Source organism: Rummeliibacillus sp. POC4 (genome assembly GCF_003576525.1).
Lineage (GTDB): Bacteria > Bacillota > Bacilli > Bacillales_A > Planococcaceae > Rummeliibacillus.
The window spans coordinates 29537-48680 of record NZ_QWUA01000026.1 but is presented as its reverse complement, the minus strand read 5'-3'; the positions used below and the strand labels follow the sequence as shown (position 1 = coordinate 48680).

19 protein-coding genes and 2 pseudogenes are annotated in these 19144 nt (G+C 34.2%); 12 read left to right on the top strand and 9 right to left on the bottom strand.

Annotation, left to right across the window (positions count from 1 at the left end; all coding sequences use genetic code 11):
- Positions 1-35: 35 nt before the first annotated feature.
- The 3 genes from groL (at position 36) to D1606_RS09855 (ending at position 3679) form a co-directional block, all read left to right on the top strand.
- Positions 36-1664 (top strand): chaperonin GroEL, encoded by a 1629-nt coding sequence (gene groL / locus D1606_RS09865; RefSeq protein WP_119415844.1) that lies wholly within the window; start codon positions 36-38, stop codon positions 1662-1664.
- Between the two features lie 318 nt (positions 1665-1982).
- Positions 1983-3188, top strand: a complete 1206-nt coding sequence (locus D1606_RS09860; RefSeq protein WP_119415843.1) for an EAL-associated domain-containing protein — start codon at positions 1983-1985, stop codon at positions 3186-3188.
- Between the two features lie 182 nt (positions 3189-3370).
- Complete coding sequence (locus D1606_RS09855; RefSeq protein WP_119415842.1) at positions 3371-3679, top strand: DUF378 domain-containing protein; 309 nt, start codon at positions 3371-3373, stop codon at positions 3677-3679.
- 39 nt (positions 3680-3718) lie between these two features.
- Here D1606_RS09855 and D1606_RS09850 read toward each other — a convergent pair whose 3' ends face one another.
- Positions 3719-4189, bottom strand: a complete 471-nt coding sequence (locus D1606_RS09850; RefSeq protein WP_119415856.1) for a TspO/MBR family protein — start codon at positions 4187-4189, stop codon at positions 3719-3721.
- A gap of 174 nt (positions 4190-4363) precedes the next feature.
- Between D1606_RS09850 and D1606_RS09845 the strand changes: the two genes are divergently transcribed.
- The gene (locus D1606_RS09845; RefSeq protein WP_119415841.1) at positions 4364-4540 is read left to right on the top strand and encodes an asparagine synthase; all 177 of its coding nucleotides are present in this window, start codon (positions 4364-4366) and stop codon (positions 4538-4540) included.
- A gap of 136 nt (positions 4541-4676) precedes the next feature.
- Here D1606_RS09845 and splB read toward each other — a convergent pair whose 3' ends face one another.
- Positions 4677-5705: a spore photoproduct lyase gene (gene splB, locus D1606_RS09840; protein WP_119415840.1), complete on the bottom strand. Its 1029-nt coding sequence runs from the start codon at positions 5703-5705 to the stop codon at positions 4677-4679.
- Between the two features lie 188 nt (positions 5706-5893).
- Here splB and D1606_RS09835 point away from each other — a divergent pair, with 188 nt between their 5' ends.
- Entirely contained in the window at positions 5894-6316 is a 423-nt protein-coding gene (locus D1606_RS09835; RefSeq protein ID WP_119415839.1) for a pyridoxamine 5'-phosphate oxidase family protein, read from the top strand.
- Between the two features lie 75 nt (positions 6317-6391).
- Here D1606_RS09835 and uvsE read toward each other — a convergent pair whose 3' ends face one another.
- The 6 genes from uvsE to D1606_RS09800 all read right to left on the bottom strand — a co-directional run bounded on the left by uvsE (position 6392) and on the right by D1606_RS09800 (position 9689).
- Positions 6392-7345, bottom strand: coding sequence for a UV DNA damage repair endonuclease UvsE (uvsE, locus tag D1606_RS09830; protein WP_119415838.1), 954 nt, complete (start codon positions 7343-7345; stop codon positions 6392-6394).
- A 73-nt stretch (positions 7346-7418) separates the two neighbouring features.
- Positions 7419-7676 carry a DUF3243 domain-containing protein gene (locus D1606_RS09825; RefSeq protein ID WP_119415837.1) on the bottom strand — a complete coding sequence of 86 codons (258 nt, stop codon included), beginning with the start codon at positions 7674-7676 and terminating at the stop codon, positions 7419-7421.
- 132 nt (positions 7677-7808) lie between these two features.
- On the bottom strand, positions 7809-8237 hold the full coding sequence (locus D1606_RS09820; RefSeq protein WP_119415836.1) for a YugN family protein: 429 nt from the start codon (positions 8235-8237) through the stop codon (positions 7809-7811).
- Positions 8238-8589: 352 nt separating this feature from the next.
- A complete protein-coding gene (locus tag D1606_RS09810) occupies positions 8590-9159 on the bottom strand; it encodes a manganese catalase family protein (RefSeq protein WP_119415835.1) in 570 nt (189 codons plus the stop codon).
- Between the two features lie 43 nt (positions 9160-9202).
- Entirely contained in the window at positions 9203-9469 is a 267-nt protein-coding gene (locus D1606_RS09805) for a spore coat protein CotJB (protein WP_119415834.1), read from the bottom strand.
- Between the two features lies 1 nt (position 9470).
- Positions 9471-9689 (bottom strand): spore coat associated protein CotJA, encoded by a 219-nt coding sequence (locus D1606_RS09800; protein WP_119415833.1) that lies wholly within the window; start codon positions 9687-9689, stop codon positions 9471-9473.
- Positions 9690-9849: 160 nt separating this feature from the next.
- Between D1606_RS09800 and D1606_RS19200 the strand changes: the two genes are divergently transcribed.
- The 5 genes and pseudogenes from D1606_RS19200 to D1606_RS09785 all read left to right on the top strand — a co-directional run bounded on the left by D1606_RS19200 (position 9850) and on the right by D1606_RS09785 (position 14589).
- Positions 9850-9975 carry a hypothetical protein gene (locus D1606_RS19200; RefSeq protein WP_255416309.1) on the top strand — a complete coding sequence of 42 codons (126 nt, stop codon included), beginning with the start codon at positions 9850-9852 and terminating at the stop codon, positions 9973-9975.
- Positions 9976-10144: 169 nt separating this feature from the next.
- Positions 10145-11308 carry an endonuclease Q family protein gene (locus tag D1606_RS09795; protein ID WP_119415832.1) on the top strand — a complete coding sequence of 388 codons (1164 nt, stop codon included), beginning with the start codon at positions 10145-10147 and terminating at the stop codon, positions 11306-11308.
- Between the two features lie 413 nt (positions 11309-11721).
- A pseudogene (locus tag D1606_RS09790) lies at positions 11722-12192 on the top strand (thermonuclease family protein); the annotation flags it as partial.
- Between the two features lie 57 nt (positions 12193-12249).
- A pseudogene (locus tag D1606_RS19395) lies at positions 12250-12366 on the top strand (excalibur calcium-binding domain-containing protein); the annotation flags it as partial.
- A 297-nt stretch (positions 12367-12663) separates the two neighbouring features.
- Positions 12664-14589, top strand: a complete 1926-nt coding sequence (locus tag D1606_RS09785; protein ID WP_119415830.1) for an acyltransferase family protein — start codon at positions 12664-12666, stop codon at positions 14587-14589.
- An 88-nt stretch (positions 14590-14677) separates the two neighbouring features.
- Here the strand turns inward: D1606_RS09785 and D1606_RS09780 are convergent, their stop codons facing one another.
- Positions 14678-16702: a Na+/H+ antiporter gene (locus tag D1606_RS09780; RefSeq protein WP_119415829.1), complete on the bottom strand. Its 2025-nt coding sequence runs from the start codon at positions 16700-16702 to the stop codon at positions 14678-14680.
- Between the two features lie 217 nt (positions 16703-16919).
- Between D1606_RS09780 and D1606_RS09775 the strand changes: the two genes are divergently transcribed.
- Positions 16920-18305 carry a protoporphyrinogen oxidase gene (locus D1606_RS09775; RefSeq protein WP_119415828.1) on the top strand — a complete coding sequence of 462 codons (1386 nt, stop codon included), beginning with the start codon at positions 16920-16922 and terminating at the stop codon, positions 18303-18305.
- Positions 18306-18419: 114 nt separating this feature from the next.
- Complete coding sequence (locus D1606_RS09770) at positions 18420-19079, top strand: class A sortase (protein WP_119415827.1); 660 nt, start codon at positions 18420-18422, stop codon at positions 19077-19079.
- The last annotated feature ends 65 nt before the right edge of the window (positions 19080-19144 follow it).

The following is a 19144-nucleotide window of genomic DNA, read 5'->3' as shown; positions in this document are numbered from 1 at the left end:
TAAAAAATAGATAAATTATTAGGAGGTTTTTTAAAATGGCAAAAGATATTCGTTTTAGTGAAGACGCTCGTAGCGCTATGTTAAAAGGTGTAGATAAACTAGCTAACGCAGTAAAAGTAACATTAGGACCTAAAGGACGTAACGTTGTTCTTGAAAAAAAATTCGGTTCACCATTAATTACAAATGATGGTGTAACAATTGCCAAAGAAATCGAACTTGAAGATCCATACGAAAACATGGGTGCAAAACTTGTTTCAGAAGTAGCATCTAAAACAAACGAAATCGCTGGTGACGGTACTACTACTGCAACAGTTTTAGCTCAAGCAATGATTCGTGAAGGCTTGAAAAACGTTACAGCTGGTGCTAACCCAGTCGGCATTCGTAAAGGTATCGACAAAGCAGTTGCAGCAGCAATTACTGAATTAAAAACAATTTCTAAGCCAGTAGAAAACAAAGAAGCTATTGCACAAGTAGCTGCAATTTCTTCAGCTGACGATGAAGTCGGTGAACTAATCGCAGAAGCTATGGAACGTGTTGGCAACGACGGTGTTATCACAATTGAAGAATCAAAAGGTTTCACTACAGAATTAGATGTAGTTGAAGGTATGCAATTCGACCGTGGTTACCTATCTCACTACATGGTAACTGATACAGATAAAATGGAAGCTGTTTTAGATAATCCATATATCTTAATCACTGACAAAAAAATCTCTAACATTCAAGAAATCTTACCAGTGCTTGAACAAGTTGTTCAACAAAGCAAACCATTATTAATCATTGCTGAAGATGTAGAAGGTGAAGCACTAACTACATTAATCCTAAACAAACTTCGCGGTACATTCAACGTAGTAGCTGTTAAAGCTCCTGGATTTGGTGATCGTCGTAAAGCAATGTTAGAAGATATTGCAATCTTAACTGGTGGCCAAGTAATCACTGAAGAAATTGGTTTAGACTTGAAACAAACTTCAATTGAAATGCTTGGACACGCAGGCAAAGTTGTTGTAACAAAAGATCATACAACAATCGTCGAAGGTTCAGGCAGCGCAGATACAATCGAAGCTCGCGTTGCACAAATCCGTGCACAATATGAAGAATCTACTTCAGAATTCGATAAAGAAAAATTACAAGAACGTCTTGCAAAACTAGCTGGTGGCGTAGCAGTCATCAAAGTTGGTGCTGCAACTGAAACAGAATTAAAAGAACGTAAATTACGTATTGAAGATGCTCTAAACTCAACTCGTGCAGCAGTAGAAGAAGGTATTGTTGCTGGTGGTGGTACTGCACTAGTAAGTGTTTACAACAAAGTAGCTGAAGTTGGCGCTGTTGAAACTGGTGACGTAGCAACTGGTGTAAAAATCGTTCTACGTGCTCTAGAAGAACCAGTTCGTCAAATCGCAAACAACGCTGGCCTTGAAGGTTCAATCATCGTTGATCGCTTAAAACGTGAAGAAGTAGGTACTGGTTTCAACGCTGCAAATGGCGAATGGGTAAATATGATCGATGCTGGTATTGTTGACCCAACAAAAGTAACTCGTTCTGCTCTTCAAAATGCAGCATCTGTAGCAGCTCTATTATTAACTACAGAAGCAGTAGTAGCTGACATTCCAGAACCAACTCCAGCTCCAGCAATGCCTGATATGGGCGGCATGGGCGGTATGATGTAATACCAAAGTTTAGACGATATTCAATTCAGTTTGAATTGTTCTAAATTTAAGCCTTTCGTTCCTTCTATAAAAAGTAGTATTACTTATAGATGAATCGTAAATCAAAAGCCATCTCTCACAAAAAATTGAGAGGTGGCTTTTTTACACATCAATTAGGATGGCTTTAAACAGCTAAAAGTAAACGTAAATGCTGTGAGAATTACTAAATTGAATGTATCGAATATTAATATATTTCAAAAATAATAATAAATGTGTCGATGCTTAGCATAGAAATATAAGATATAATATAGACAGTATGTTAGAATGGGGGATTAGTAGATGGATGTTCTCGACCTTCTCGATCAATTAGATCAGATTGAAATATTGTTTGAACCGATTTTTAGTGCAGATGAGCATGTCATAGTTGCTTATGAAGTAATTGGCCAATTGAACAATGATACTCACAATTTCAATATTGTTGAATTTACATATGATGAAACAGTTCCAGCTGATATTCGTGCAGAAGTGGAACAAATTTTGATAAAAAAGGCGATAGAACTCGCGACTGATGCATTGAAAGAAACGAATCTCTATATACCATGTAATCCAAATTTGTTGATGTTGGACTTCGGTGAAGCCTATTTTAAAACGCTAACCGATTTAGTAGAGGAAAGTCTTTTACCACATATTTATTTACAAATTCCAATGCAAAAATTTAAAGGGGATATCAATCAATTTAGACATCCAATATACTATATTAAGACATACGGAGTAAAAACTGTCATGGCTGATATTGGACCTGACAGTAAATTGGATCAAATTTTACTTTTAGAACCTTCAGTATTGAAAATGGAAGTGAGTGGCCTTGATTATGACGCTTGGGGAACTCAAAATCATATGTTCACCACTATTCAGTCCATTGCAGTTAAAATGGGTGCAGCATTTATGTTTGATAATATTAAAACGAGCTATGAGTTGCATTATGCTTGGAAAAACGGAGCGCGCTATTTTAAAGGTGCCTATTTAGAAAAACCATCTAATCAATTTCTTAATCGTGACATTTTAAAGACACGTTTTAGAAGCGAATGTCAGCAATTTATTTCGACTGAGAAAAAGATTTTGGCTTTAAAATACGAAGAGATAAATAATCTTCAAAAGCACATTACAACGATGGTAAAGCAGATTAGTCCTACGAGTTTGAATATTGAAAGTCTTTATGAACTGGCTGAAAAATTAGAAAATTACGCCTTTCGATTGTACATTTGTAATGATGAAGGTTTTCAAATTTCACCTAATATCGTTAGACTAAACAATGAATGGAATATAGAAGAACAGGCAATAGGAAAAAATTGGAGTTGGCGTCCTTATTTTCTTCTGAATATTATAAAATTGCAAAATCATGCAAAAGGTGATTTATCCACTATATATAGCGATATTCAAACTGGTGAGCTAACTCGTACCTATTCAATGGCTTTAAATGAGCATGAATTTTTATTTGTGGATATTACGTATAGTTATTTAATGCAACATAATATTGTAAATTAAATCATTCCTAGTGTAAAAAAGTCTCTTATCGAAGTTTTATTCGATAAGGGCTTTTTATTTGGAAAAGAATATAAACAGGGCCATAAAATATTTTCGGTATATTCTCTGTTTTAGTATTAAATTTTCCTAAATGCAGAAGATAAGTTTGATTCTTATCATTTGTTGAAGGAGGTGTAATATCCATGGAAGTATTAAAAAGAATAGCTTTAGCTTTAGTAATTATTGGGGCTATCAACTGGGGTCTAATTGGGTTTTTTAGATATGATTTAGTATCAAACCTATTTGGAGGAGAAAGCGCCTTTTTATCAAGAGTCATTTTTGGTCTTGTAGGTTTAAGCGGTCTGGTTTGTATAAGTCTTTTATTTGCTCCTTTGGATAGTGAAGAACATACAGAATCAGAACGCCAATACGGAAGAAATTCTGAATTGTCCACTGAATTTGGTGAAGAAGCAGATTTTACAGATGTCAAAGATAAAGACGCCAACAAATAGTAAGAATCCTAAAGCCATGCGAATGCATGGCTTTCTGTTTTAAGAATTTAAACGATAAATAGACCAAGCTAATGTGGTAGCTATAAGAGACCATATTAAGTAGGGGATTAGCAATAGAGCGGCAAGTCCTGAATATTGAGTGGTTGAATAAATAAGTAAAATATTAGTGATGACAACTACAAGTGTATCCAGAAAAGCTAAGTCGAGTTTTTTGGCGGTAAATTGGAAAAAGCTAAAGGCTTGATTGGCTAAATAATTGATAAGCCATAATAGGATAAACGAAATGCTTGTACTTTTTAATCCCATTTTATATTGAATAATAGCTAGTGACAATGCGATTAATGCATATAAAATGCCCCAAATCATTCCTATTGTTTTACCAGAGGGTGTCCAAGAGGGCTTTTTTAACGATGCATACCATGTACGATCAACAGGAAATAGAATTCCGGAAAGACTAAACAGTAAATACACGACAATAAAGACTAAAATAGCCGATAAAATTTTACCCACCTCCAAGATATTTGACTAGCTACTAATTATTTGTATGCATTGAAATGCATTTTATTAGTAAAGATTGGATTTATCTTTTGGAGGCATCATATATTTTTCGTTCATCTGTATAAACAGATTGTTAATGCAAATTATAAAGGGGAATCAAAGGATAAATGAGAGGAGCGTTATAATATGGACAACATACGAGAGGGGTTAATACCAGCAATACTTGGAACTGCTGTAACAACTACTGGAGTGGCATTGCGAAATAATAGAAGTATAACACCTTGGATTCGAGGATCCATCATAGGCTTTGGTTTAGCACATGTTGTGCTAGGGGCCATTGATTTAGTCGAGCATCGTAACTAAGATTCAAAAGTAAAGGATAGATGGAATAGGAGAGTAACATCCTATTCTCATCTATCCTTATTTATGTGGGGTAAGCCGATTAAAAATGCTACGTCGTGTAGCAAGTTGTCCTAGAAAGTTACATTCCTTTATCCGATTAAGTAAAGTATTCCAACTTTGCGTTTGGAAAAAATTCGTTCATATAACTGTATAAGTTGCTCTTCATCTCTTCTTCTTCATCTTTTTGATAAATGTACTTTCCAATACCATACTTTCCCCATTTATAACGTCTTTTTTCTTCGTCTAGTTCAAGTTTTGTCTTAGGATAATTTTTTTCAATTACTCTTTTGGCAGGTTTGGTAAAACGATGTTGGATAAATTCAAATGTTATATCATCACGTACTTCAAGAGGTAACTCATCATTAAGACGTTCAAACATATGATAGTAACCTTCTTGCCAACCATCATGAAGGTATATAGGTGCAACGATGAAACCGAGTGGATATCCTGCTCGAGCTACTTTACCAGCAGCTTCGATACGTTTAGCTAGTGGAGAGGTTCCTGGCTCAAAGTTCTTGATAACATAATCAGCATTAATACTAAAACGAAATCTTGTATTTCCATTGTGTTTGGCATCTAGAAGATGATCTACATGATGAAATTTTGTTACAAACCTCAAACGTCCAAGCTCTGTTTGTCCAAAATGTTCTATGGCTCTTTTTAATGTATGAGTTAAATGATCGATTCCTACAATATCCGATGTACAAGCAGCCTCAAATCGAGTTATTTCTGGTGCACGCTCTTCTATATAATTGTCTGCAGCAGCAAGAATTTCATCTACATTTACATAGGTACGGATATAAGGTTTACTTCCCATAGTCGTTTGCAAATAACAATAATGACAGTGTCCCATACAACCGGTAGCAAACGGGATAGCATATTCTGCAGAAGGTTTTGAAGTATCGAATTTTAATGTTTTTCGTAAGCCAACTACTAATGTTGATTTGGCATTACGATATTTTTGAAAGTCGTTTTCTCCAGGCAGATTACGGACTTGGTTGTGTGATGTGGTATATCTTATTTCTATATTTAGTTTTGTGAATTTGTCAAAAAGTTCTTTTCCTAATGGATAGTCTAATGCGTTTGGTTCAAAGTAAACCAGTTTTGGCATAAAAGGATCATTCATATTATCACCATTTTCTTTTATTTCTTCAAGGAGGATTGAATGTGCTTTATGATTAAGTGTTACCTTTTGAGTTTGAATTATGTTTTCTTTCTATTGGAAAAATAAAATTTGTTAAGGACTTTGGAAAGTATAATTATCCTCTTTATGAGGAAAGGTAAGTTAGAAAGAATATGGAAGGAGTAGAGAAAATGAGCAATGAACAATTAAAAGAAAAGGTACTCAAACTAATTTCGCATCATAAAAATGGTGTTCTCTCAACAGTTGAAAATAATAAGCCCCATTCAAGGTATATGACATTTTATAATGATCATTTCACTTTGTTTACACCAACTAAATTGAATCAAGAAAAAATAGAAGAAATCGAAAACAACAACGCAGTTTCTGTACTGCTTGGTTATGAAGGAAATGGACTAAGTGATGAGTATGTAGAAATTTCTGGAGTAGCTGAGCTAAATAAATCTCAAGATTTAAAAACAAAGTTTTGGGAAGAATCATTTAAACAATGGTTTGAAGGTCCTGATGATCCGAACTATGTATTTATTCAGATACAACCGAAAATTATACGTTTATTAAATACTCAAGGTGTTCCATCTGAAGAATTGGTTTTATAGAAGTTAAACATGTCCATATATTATAAAAGGCTCTTCTAGTCATTCTTTAGATGAAAAGAAGAGCCTTATTCTTAATTACCATTCTACTGTAGAGCTTGAAATTCGTTTGACACCACGAAGTGAGGCAATGTCCTCTATAAGTTTATGCATGGCAAGATTCTTTTGTTTAGCTTCAATAATAACGTCTATATCTTGATCGTTTAGTTTAGCCATTTCTAAAAAGGGTAAGACAAAATCAAATGAAACGAAATCTGCATGAGCACGATAAAACTGATCTGACTTAGGTGAAGAAAGGTGAACTTTTGGATTTTTATTTGTTCTATGCCAAGTATCATAGATCCTTTGCAAATAATGTGACAGGGTTATATCTCCTCTATTTGCCATATAGTGATGATAATCTAAAATCATAGGTATATGTTCCTTTTCACAAGTAGTAAGCGTTTCTTCAACATTATAGGTTTTATCATCATTTTCTAATGTCATTATCATTTTTATCTCTGATGGTAATTTCTTTATATTTTGATGGAATTGTCTTAAGGCGATGGATTTATCCCCATAAGCGCCTCCGATGTGTATGTTTATATTTCCGATATTTGTTATGCCCATAGCTTCGAGCATTTTATAATGATATTCCATATCTTTTATAGCATTATAGGTTACATCATCACGTGGACTAGTAAAAATCGTAAACTGATTGGGGTGGAAGCTAGGGGATAGTTTAAAATGATGTATCAGTTGTCCAATCTCTTTCCATTGGTCTTTTAAGGGGGTAATATAATCCCACATCACTTCTGGATGAGTAGCTAAAGGAACGAGTGCACTTGAAAATCGATATAAATTGATTTCATGAGCGATATTATAATGTAAAATTCTTTTTGTATGTGCTAAATTTTGGGTTGTAATAGATATTAATTTATCCAGTCGTTGGTCTTTTGGTAGAGCAGAATAACGGGCAAAAGTTAAAGTTTTTGATGGACTTGCATCCCATAATCCCAATGCGTTCGCTACATAACCAAAACGAATTTTCATATTTTAACTCCCTATACTAATGGAAAACCCCGATTGGGTATAATAAATGTACGCCATTCGGGGTTGTTCTTTGTTATTGTAGCTTATTATTTTGGACTAATTTAACAACACAACTTGCAAGTGCTTCTTTTTCGCTTTCAGAAGCAACTCCCCACATATCGGAAAGTACTCTTTGTTGTAAGTTTTTTGGATCAACATTATTCGCTAAATACTCTCCAATTTGTACAGCTGCTTGTTGGATTACATGATTGGGCATACCAGCATCTTCAGCTTTGTCTACATTTTGACCTAAAAATGATGTCCATTGTTGCCAATTCTCTAAAATAGGCATATAAATCCCTCCTTTATGCTTGTAGTATGTGCTTCATCCCGTACTATATGTACGAAATCTTTAAAGAATTTTTTAAAAGGAAAAGTCTCTAAAAATTGCAGACCTATAATTACGGTATACAATGTGGAAAATTCAAGATACTAATTCATGATCAATTGAACTTAACATCTTTTCGATCTTCTCTTCACCGGCTTTTACCCATCGACTTTTATCTCTTATATGCCCATCCTTATCAATAGGATCTTGAAATTGACTAAGTCCGCCTGTAACAGTTAATAATGAGTTCTCGTCATAATCTAAGCCAAGATTTACAACGTGTTTGATCACAAAAGGTCTCTCAAATTGTATATATGCTGAATAATGATCTAGTTCTCCATCAATTACTCTAAAGGGCATTCGAAGATAAACGGTTTCCCCATCTTCCCGATAGAGAATGGAATCGAATTTTCCTTCATGATATTCAAAATTAGAGCAGAAACTACATCCGAATGATTCGAAAACATCTCGAATATAGCCAAACTCAGTTTTTTTACCTTCAATACGTGATTCAAATAGTATCATAGTAATCACCTCTGTTAGAATTTACTATTACTATTCTTAACAAAATAATAAAAATCATTCTAAAAATTTTATAATGTTTTATAGAAGCTTATAGCTTTTGAATAAAAATGCCATCACCCTCAAGCCATTCGGCTAAAAAAACATCTTTATAATTAGAAATATTATGAGAGGAAAGTTGCTTTTTTAACCAAACTTCATTGTATCCGCTCATCTTTTAAAAGCTTTCCATCACGAATAATTGTAACAGGGGCATGTACAGATTTTTGGGGGGAATCTTTCACAGTGGAAGTGGAAGAGGAAAAAGTAAGGCGTTAGTTTTCGACAATTATGTCGATCCTTAACGCCAAATGTCTTAAAAGAATTTTTTTCGATCTCTTTCTTCTTTCAGTATTTCAACAGCTTCCCTAAAACGCAAGGAATGGACAATTTCTCTTTCTCTAAGGTATTTTAATCCATCGTTTAAATCAGGATCATCTGATAAATCGATAATCCATTGGTACGTTGCACGTGCTTTTTCTTCTGCAGCAATATCTTCATATAAATCAGCAATTGGATCTCCTTTTGCCTGAATATATGCAGTTGTAAATGGAACGCCAGAAGCGTTATTGTAGAAAAGTGCACTATCATGCGCAACGTAATGATCTCCTAGACCTGCAGCCTTTAATTGTTCAGGTGTTGCATCTTTTGTTAACTTATAAATCATAGTAGCGATCATTTCGAGATGTGCAAATTCTTCTGTGCCAATGTCATTTAAAAGACCAATTACTTTATCTGGAATAGTATAACGCTGGTTTAAGTATCTGAGTGCAGCTGCCAGTTCTCCATCAGCTCCACCATATTGCTCGACTAAAAATTTTGCTAAACGAGGATTACACTCCCTTACCTTAACAGGATATTGTAGCTTCTTTTCGTAATACCACATCCACTATTCCTCCTATCATCACTGATTCACAATCATAGAGCTACTATACTTGCCAAGGCCAAGGAGCATCTTTCCAATTCCAAGGGTAGTTTGAAAAACTTCTACCGAAATTCATCAGTGGGCCAAAGTGTTTTTCAAATTCAACTTTCATCTCCATACTTTTTAAAGACACATCATTAAATTGCTTAATCGCTTCAAAATCATTTGGATGGGTGTCTAAGTATAAATTTAATTCTAAAGCGACAAAATCATTGGCTTGAATTTCCTCAAGCATTTGATAATACTCAGGAGGTAATTTTTTTGTAGTCATATTAATTCCCCTTTTTTTCAGGATTCGGATAAGGGCTGAAAAGGTCTGGCCAAAGTGTTCCGCAGTGTAGTGCTTGTTTTGCGGTTGGATATTGTGGTAATCCAGGCGGTTGGAATTGGATATAGAGTTGTGGAGGAGTGGAGTAGCTTTTTATACGAATAGGCTCACAGGGATCGAAAGGGCTAATATAAGGCTTCCAGTATTTGAATTGTGTAAACATATAAACCTCCTTTCTGATGTTTTGGCATCAATGTATCTATATGAATACCTGTTTCGCAATATACATTTTTGTTCCAAGTTGTTGAATAATGTAAAAGAACTCTAATACATAATCGTTTATAAAGGAGACAAAATAAATAGTAAGAAGGGATGTGGTGAAAATGGAAGGAAACAAATATGCAAAGCTGGATGATAAAAAGGTAAAAGAATTAAAAGAGTTAGAAAAGAAATTTGGTTTTACATTAGTAGCATTTGATACTGCAAATAATCAGGGGCAACGAAAGTGAATTTTTTAGATTAGAGAAGGGGCTTTCCTCTTCTCTAATATCTGCTGTGAAGTATATATCCTGCGGTGGTCAAATCAAGATTCCATCATCCCCATTGCAATGGGCGTGTCTCAACTTTCATACACGCTCTTTTCTATTGATAAAATCATATTGAAGGACGTGAGAGGCATTGTTTACAGATTACTATGCAGATTTACATATTCATATCGGTCGAACATGGAAAGGAAAACCAGTAAAAATAACGGGAAGTAAAACATTAACACTTGAAAATATACTGGATGCAGCAACTTCTAAAAAAGGCTTAGATATTGTTGGTGTGATAGATTGTCATTCGCCTGAAGTGTTAGATGAAATGGCATTTCTAATAGAAGAAAATAAGCTAGTTGAGTTAGCTGGTGGCGGTTTACGATATCAAAAAACGACGCTAATACCAGGAGTTGAAATTGAAGTCAATGATAGCAACTGTTTAGGTCCGTTACACGTACTTGCATTTTTTAGATCGTGGCAAGCAATGCGAGAGTTTTCTAAATGGATGCAAAACTATGTAACGAACATTAACTTAAGTACGCAGCGAATAGCCTGTGATGCCATTACATTGCAACATAAAGTACATGCACTAAGCGGTCTATTTATACCAGCACATGTCTTTACACCATTTAAAAGTGCTTATGGCAAAGGTGTGAAAAAGAGTCTTGCAGAAGTATTTGATATGGATCAAATAGACGCAATTGAATTGGGACTTAGTTCGGATACGGATATGGTGAAGGGAATAAGTGAGTTGGACAAATATACCTTTGTTACAAATTCCGATGCACATTCACTTGGTAAGATGGCTCGGGAATATCAAAAAATCCGATTGCAAGAAGCGACATTTGATGAATTGCAAAAGGCTTTGCACGAAATAGATGGACGGAAGATTATTGCAAACTATGGACTCAATCCGCTTTTAGGAAAGTATCATGAAACTGCTTGTGCAGACTGTGGGCATCGAACAACTGAAACACCATGTTCAAACTGTGGAGGAAAGCATCTTGTAAAAGGTGTAGCAGTAAGGATTGAGGAACTTAAAGATACTAATGAGACATCGCGCATTCGTCCGCCATATATTCACCAAGTGCCATTGGACTTTATCCCTGGTGTTGGTCCTAAAACAATTCAAAAATTATTAAGTAATTTTGGAACTGAGATGGCTGTTTTACATGTAATAACTGAATCAGAATTAAAAGAAGTGGTCCCAACAAAAATTGCTACATTAATTGAACAAGGGAAAAATGGGAAATTATCTCTATCTAGTGGAGGCGGTGGCGCTTATGGTAAGGTCAAAGCAGAATAGTCGAAAAAGAGAATGTAAGGTTTTACGTTCTCTTTTTATGAGCATAAAATGAAAAGTATATATACAATATGTCATTCGGTAAAGAGGAAATCTATTCTTTTGTTATAATGCTATAATAGATATCATTGTGTAAGGTTGGTGATATCATTTGAATCGACTTTTGAAAAATGTGATGATTCTGCTTGGAATATTATTTTTTTTAAAATTCGGGCTGTCGATTGTTCGTTGTATCATTACATTATTAATGTACAAATATACTATAATTATTGTAATAATACTTATTACTTTTTGGCTAATATATAAAAATTTCCACTTAAAAAAGATGTAACGTATCACTTGGTTACATCTTTTTCTTTTACACTGTGATATCTTGATTTATAAAGAAAATATATTTTTCTTAAAAATAAATTGAGGTGGATAGTTTGAAAAAAATAGCATCATTTTTGTCTGGATGGATATTAATTTCTTCAATTATTGTTGGTCTTACATTACCAACAACTGCTGATGCCAAAGCAGGTAAGAAATTTACAGATCGTGTCACTAAATGTGTAGATGGCGATACTGCATATTTTAAAAAAGCTGGATATTCTAGATTTCTTTATGTAGATACTCCAGAGTCAACAAATAAAATTCAACCATATGGTAAAACAGCTTCCAAGTATACTTGTACAAAACTTAAAAAAGCAAAGAAAATTCAATTACAATATGATGGACCTAAAAAGGATAAATATGGCCGTACATTAGTTTGGGTTTGGGTAGACGGAAAGCTATTGCAAGAGTCTTTAGTAAAAAAGGGTTATGTTAAAAAGTTTTATGATTACGGAACATACTCTTATGAAAAAAGATTAAGAACATTACAAGCTCAGGCAAAGAAAAAGAAAGTAGGATTGTGGAGCGGTAAAAAAGAGATAACAGCTCCTAAAAAGACTACTACAAAAACAAATTTTAAGAATTGCACTGAATTGCGTCAATATTATCCAAACGGTGTTCCTAAATCTCATCCAGCATATCAAGAAAAAATGGATAGAGATCATGATGGATACGCTTGCGAAAGATAACTTATGGTAAGAAGAGGCTAAGATTAATCAGAAGGTTAATCTTAGTTTTTTTATTCTAAATACCTATTAAAACAAACTATTCCCTACAATTGTTCACATCAATAGTACCTTGTGATTATCGACAAATTATTGCAAAATAAGATGTATGGGTTATTTGACGAATTTTGTCTAAATATCCTATTATTTTTGACTTAAAAGTATATTTGAAATTACAATAACTATTGGAAAATCGAAATACCTGAGTCAAGGTGCTTGTAGATAATCAGTTTTTATAAGTAGAAGTAGGAGGGTACCTTCATGCCTAAACCGGTGAAAACAAATCACAGATACATAAGTGGTTTAGACGGTCTGAGGGCTATATCGGTAATTGCAGTGATTTTATATCACCTACATGTTAGTGGAATTGTGGGTGGCTATTTAGGCGTTACCATTTTCTTTGTGTTATCAGGCTATTTAATCACAGATTTACTGTTGAATGAATATGAAAAGTACGGAAAAATCGATTTAAAAAGCTTCTGGATACGGAGGTTTAGAAGATTAATCCCTGCATTATTCATCATGTTAATACTAATTGGTTTTTGGATTACGTTATTCCAACGCTCTTTTTTAGTGGGATTGCGTTCCGAAATATTAGCAGCTGCATTTTATATTAGTAATTGGTTTTATGTTGTTCAGGAGCATTCATATTTTACAAAATTTTCTCCGCCATCACCCTTACAACATATGTGGTCATTAGCGGTAGAGGAACAGTTTTATATTATATGGCCACTTATTTTAATAGTTTCTTTATCCTTTATACGCAAAAAGGAGAAATTTGCTTTATGGATAATTGGTGGAGCTATTATATCGGCGATAATGATGGCAATTATGTATACTCCAGGAGAAGATCCTAGTCGTGTATATTACGGTACAGATACAAGAGCATTTTCACTATTAATAGGCGCAGCATTAGCATTTGTATGGCCAAGTGGAAAACTGAAAGAAAAAGTTACAGATGAAGCAAAGAAATTATTAAACTGGGCTGGGACAGGAAGTTTCTTAATTCTTCTTTTAATGTTTATATTCATGCATGAAGAAGGACCATTTTTATATTATGGGGGCATGTTATTTGCTTCTATCGTAACAGCTATTTTAATCGCAACCATTGTACACCCAGCAAGTCAGGTTGGAGATATATTGAGCTTTAAGCCGCTTTTATGGGTAGGGGTTCGATCTTATGGTATATATATATGGCATTTCCCACTAGTTGTTTTGATGGGTGCAGGTGTGGATGGGGTAGATGTTCCTTTGTGGAGAACGCTTTTCATCATTGGTTTGACGCTTCTTTTAGCTGAGCTTTCTTGGCGATTTGTTGAAGATCCAGTTCGAAAAGGAGAATGGAAGATTTGGTTACATAAATTTCAAACCCATGAATGGTCTTGGAACTGGAAAGAATGGGCATTACCCTATAGAATAGGCTCTGCCTTTGTAGGGTGTATTATTATCGTCTTTGCGATGGGAATGGTATTTACCCCCGCTCAAAAGCAAACAAATAGTGAAGCATTAGAGCAACATTTGAAAGACGAACAAAAAAAGTTAAGCGAAGAAAAAGATATAAAAGAAAAGACACTACCATCTTCAACAGCATTAGATAAGGAAAAAGTAACTAAAAATGTGGAAACTGCGCATGAAAAAAAGTCGATTGCAACAGCTGTAGCAGCTAAAAAAGAAACAACAGGTAAAGATATTAAGGCGATGACCGTCTCCCCATCCATAAGTGTGACGGCTATTGGAGATTCTGTTATGTTAAGTGCTGCATCCTCATTAAAGAAGCAAATTCCACAGATTGTCGTGGATGCAAAAGTTGGACGACAAGTATATGAAACGGTTAAAGTTGTTAATAATTTAAAGCGAAAAGGTAAGTTAGGCAAAGTAGTTTTGCTCGGATTAGGATCTAATGGAGATTTCAGCAAAACTCAACTAGAAGATTTATTGAAAGAAATTGGTAATGATCGCCATATCTATCTTGTGAATACACGAGTTCCACGTAACTGGCAAAACAGTGTCAATCGCAAAATCAATCGTGCAGTAAAAAGCCATAAAAACGTGAAGCTAATTGATTGGTATAGTATGACAAATAGACAGTATGATTTGTTTTATGACGATCAGATACATCCAAACCAAAAAGGTGCGAAGTATTATACAGCTTTAATCAGCAATAAAATCGCAACAGGAGAAAGATAATTCTTTCTAAAAAGGCTACGATATTAGTGGAATCCACATTATCGTAGCCTAAATTTTTGAAGGATTATCAAGAGTTTAGAAACACGGCTTACTCCACATGTTCATACAAGTTGACACTTTCAATATAATTAACAAACCTTCGTAAATCTCGTTCTTCCTCTTTACTAATCTCGCCAGCTTCGTACATCCTATGAATTTCAGCTCGTTCGGTTTCCGTAATCACTGTCCGTAATTCATTTTTTAACTCTTCATGTTTATTTGAAATTGTTGTAACTTCTTTATTTATTAGAGAAATGGCTCTTTCATATTCGAATGCAATCATATAATAAATTTCAGGATTTGGTGCCAATTTTGCCTGTTCTCTTAGAAATTCTAAAGCATGCTCGTATGCATTTTTCCTGATTACTTGTTTCATCCGAACATAAGAGACGAACTTTTCTTTATTCAACAGGTATTTTTTCCGCGCCATACGCCATTCTCGAATAATCCGGTATAATACAAACGAAAAACCTTTTTGCATATTGTGTTGGATAATGCGTTTTCTTTCTGAAAAAGTGGATTGAATGGCCGTATACATATCTTGATCTAAATGGTGTCCCTTGTATAGTTCTTCAATATATTGTTCCTCAACTACCAACGCTTGTAAACGAATTTTTGTAATCTCACTTTGGTATTTAGGCTTTCCGGTTTTGGCAGCACTAGTATCAATTTGTACTTGACGAAATATTTGCTGATATTCTCCAATCAGTTGGTAAGCTATATTACGATTATCATCATTCATTTCACGATGAATTCGATTAATAGATACAAGTAAAAGTTGCTTTTTTGCTTCATTGAAATTGTGCTGTTTTTCGATAACATCCCCAACTTCGCTTGAATCAATAAGGATAGGAAGGAAAATTGTTGCAACGATTAACGTAAATAAGATTACAGCCGAAGCTAGAAATAAAATCAATGAGCGCTCGGGGAAAAATGAGCCACTTTCCGTGATGAATGGCAATGATAATACACCAGCCATAGTAACAGCTCCCCGAACTCCTACGAAGCTACTAAGTAAGCTTTTTTTCAAAGTTGGCTGATCATCATTTCCTTTTTTAAATGAGTAAATAGCATTGAAATGAGACCAAAGGAAACGTATCCCTAGAATGACAATACCAATTGCAAGTGCGTATCCTATTAACTTCCAGTTATTGATACTTGTATTTTCAATCGATTCTTCCATGGAGGAAGGAATATTCAAACCAAGTAAAAGGAATACAATACCATTTAGGATGAATAAGACAATCGACCATGTATTTTCAGTTAGTAATTGTTCTTCTGCTAGTAATATCTCCGTCTTATCTTTAACTAAAGCTTGAGCAATACCAGCAACGACAACTGCAATAACACCTGAAGCATGGAAGACATCTTCTGCAACAAGATAGACGATAAATGGTGTTAACAATTGCAAAAGCGTATGGAAAATAACATCTCGAATACCAGCACGGCGTAATGAAAAACGGATTTGCGTTAGTATAGTACCGACAACTAAACCTAAAATTCCGCCAATTAAAAATGTGTAAGAGAAATTTAATAACGCTTCTTTAATAGAGAAATAGCCAGTGACGACAGCGACAACTGCATATTTAAATGCTACTAGTCCTGAGGCATCATTGATCAATGATTCCCCACGTACAACATTTAAAATTTTCTCAGGTATTTGAATGCGCTTTGCAATACCATTTACAGCAACGGGGTCTGTAGGAGAAAGTATGGCTGCTAGTGAAAATGCAGCAGCTAAAGGTATAGAAGGTATTAACCAATGTATAAAGTAACCACCGGCTAAAGTTGTAATTAGTACTAGAATAATGGCATTGCCCAAAATAGGCATCTTCATATTCCATAATTCTTCACGGGGAAAATTACGACCATCATTATATAAAAGTGGTGCGACAAACAGCAAAAGGAACCATTCTGTTTCAAGTTCTAATGTAATATTACTAAATAAAAGTGCTAATATAACTCCTATAGCAATTTGAATAAGAGCTGTAGGAATAAAAGGTAAGTAGTGCCCTATTATATTTGAAATAAGCAAACAACCTATTAGCAATAGAATAATCATCAATAAATCCATCTCATCATCCTCGCTATGTAAGTGGAACTTTTCCACTCCTTAATTAAAAATAATAAGATATTAAAATAATTTCTACAAACAATATCCATTTTTCTAAAAATCGTCATAAATCACTTAAACTGTTGTGACCAAAATCATGGCATCCATTGATATGAAAGATTATACTAAGATTTGTCAAGAATCGAATAATCTCGTGAATATAAAGGAGTTGGACAACTTGAAAACAGTTGTTGTAGTTGGCGGAGGCATTACTGGGCTTTGCACTATGCATTATTTACAAAAACAGAAAAGAGAAAAAAATTTAGATATAAATCTTGTGCTAATAGAGAAAAATGAATATCTAGGAGGCAAAATACATTCGGAGCATAACCATGGATTCATCATGGAAACAGGTGCTGATTCAATCGTTGCCCGCCATAAAAGTGTATTGCCTCTTGTCCAAGAAATTGGATTAGAAACTGACCTCGTTTATAATGGCACGGGTATATCATATATATATACGAATAATACATTACATGCTATCCCTGCTGATAGCGTATTTGGGATCCCTACAAGCATCGAATCATTAAATAGCAGTACACTAGTTTCACCAGAGGGAAAAAAAGAAGCATTAAAAGACTTAGATTTACCGAATGACCGTTTCACAAAGGATAGCTCGATTGGTGAATTTCTTGAATACTTTTTAGGAAAAGAGTTAGTCGAAAAGCAAATTGCTCCTGTTTTATCGGGTGTATATTCAGGTGATTTGTATAAGTTAACAATGGCATCTACATTACCATATTTACTAGATTATAAAGAACAATATGGCAGTATTATCAAAGGGTTTGGCGCAAACCGTGAGCAATTCCAAAAGTCATCAGACAAAAAGTTTATCTCTTTTAAAAATGGACTTTCACAATTGATTGATCGCTTAGAAGAAACGTTAACAGATGTAGAAATTATAAAAGGTCTAGCAACGACGAATATTACAAAAAGTGATGACCGATATATATGTTCGTTTGATAAACATGAAAATATTATCGCCGACTATATTGTATTAGCAACCCCACATGCAGTAACGAGTAAGATATTAAAAGACAAAAGAATTGATGAAGAACTAAATACCATTCATAATGCTTCTATTATTACCATTTATGTAGGATTTAATATTCCTGATGAAAAGCTACCAGCTGATGGTACGGGCTATATAGTATCAAAAAATAGTGATGTAAAATGCAATGCTTGTACTTGGACAAGTCGCAAGTGGAACCATACATCTAAATCGGGTAATTTACTTGTCCGTCTATTTTATAAAAGCTCAAATCCTATATTCAATAAGCTCAAACATTTAAACGAAGAAGAGTTAACTGCAATAGCATTGGAAGATATTAAGAAATCATTAAAATTAGATAGCGAACCAGCTGTTGTAAATGTGACAAAATGGAATGATTTAATGCCTGTCTATGGTATGGGACATGCAGAAACGGTAAAATCATTGACTACCCAATTAGAAGAAAAATATCCACATGTTATTTTAGCAGGATGCTCATATTATGGAGTAGGCATTGGAAATTGCATTAAAAACGGACAAGATACAGCAGAAAAAATTATCCAATCAATTTAATAATTCTAAGTTTCTATGACCAAGAGCTAATCTCTCTCTTGGTCTTTTTTTATTGTAATATTGGAACTCACTATGTAACATGGAAAGATAAGAAAAAAGAAAGAGGTTTATAAAATGATGAGAAAGTTGAGTTTAGTGCTCGGTATTTTATTACTCTTTACGGGATTAGTATTGACCTTTCAAAAACCAATAATGGTATTGTTGGTAGATAACATGTCTAAGGAAACAATCCAAAAGACCAATATTGAAAAAGCAAAGACAACACCACAGGCAACTTTCGATTTTGCAAAGGTGGAAAATATTCGTTTACAAGATGTACTTGATGCCCAAACGAAAAAGAAAGATGTACATGCAATTGGAGCAATTAGTGTACCGGATGTTCATATGCAATTACCAATCGTCTATGGAATTTCAAATATTAATTTAACGGTTGGTGCAGGAACGATGAAACAAGATCAAGTTATGGGACAAGGAAATTACTCTTTAGCTGGGCATAATATGAATAATGGTAAAACCTTATTTAGCCCATTAACAAAAGCACAAGAAGGTATGAAAGTTTATATTACAGATTTCAGAAATATATACGAATATCAAATTTCTGATATGTTTATCGTCAAGCCAACACAAGTAGAAGTGATTCAAGATCAAGGAGATGAAAAGCTAATCACACTTGTCACCTGTAACTATAATGGTGAAAAACGTATGATTATTCGCGGAAAACTCATTAAGAAAGAAACATATACTGATGATACGAGCTATTTTAAGTTAAAATAAATTTTTATAGCTTACTAAAAGTCTTTCCTTTTACAACCGTAAAATGAGTTGCAATTATAAAAAAT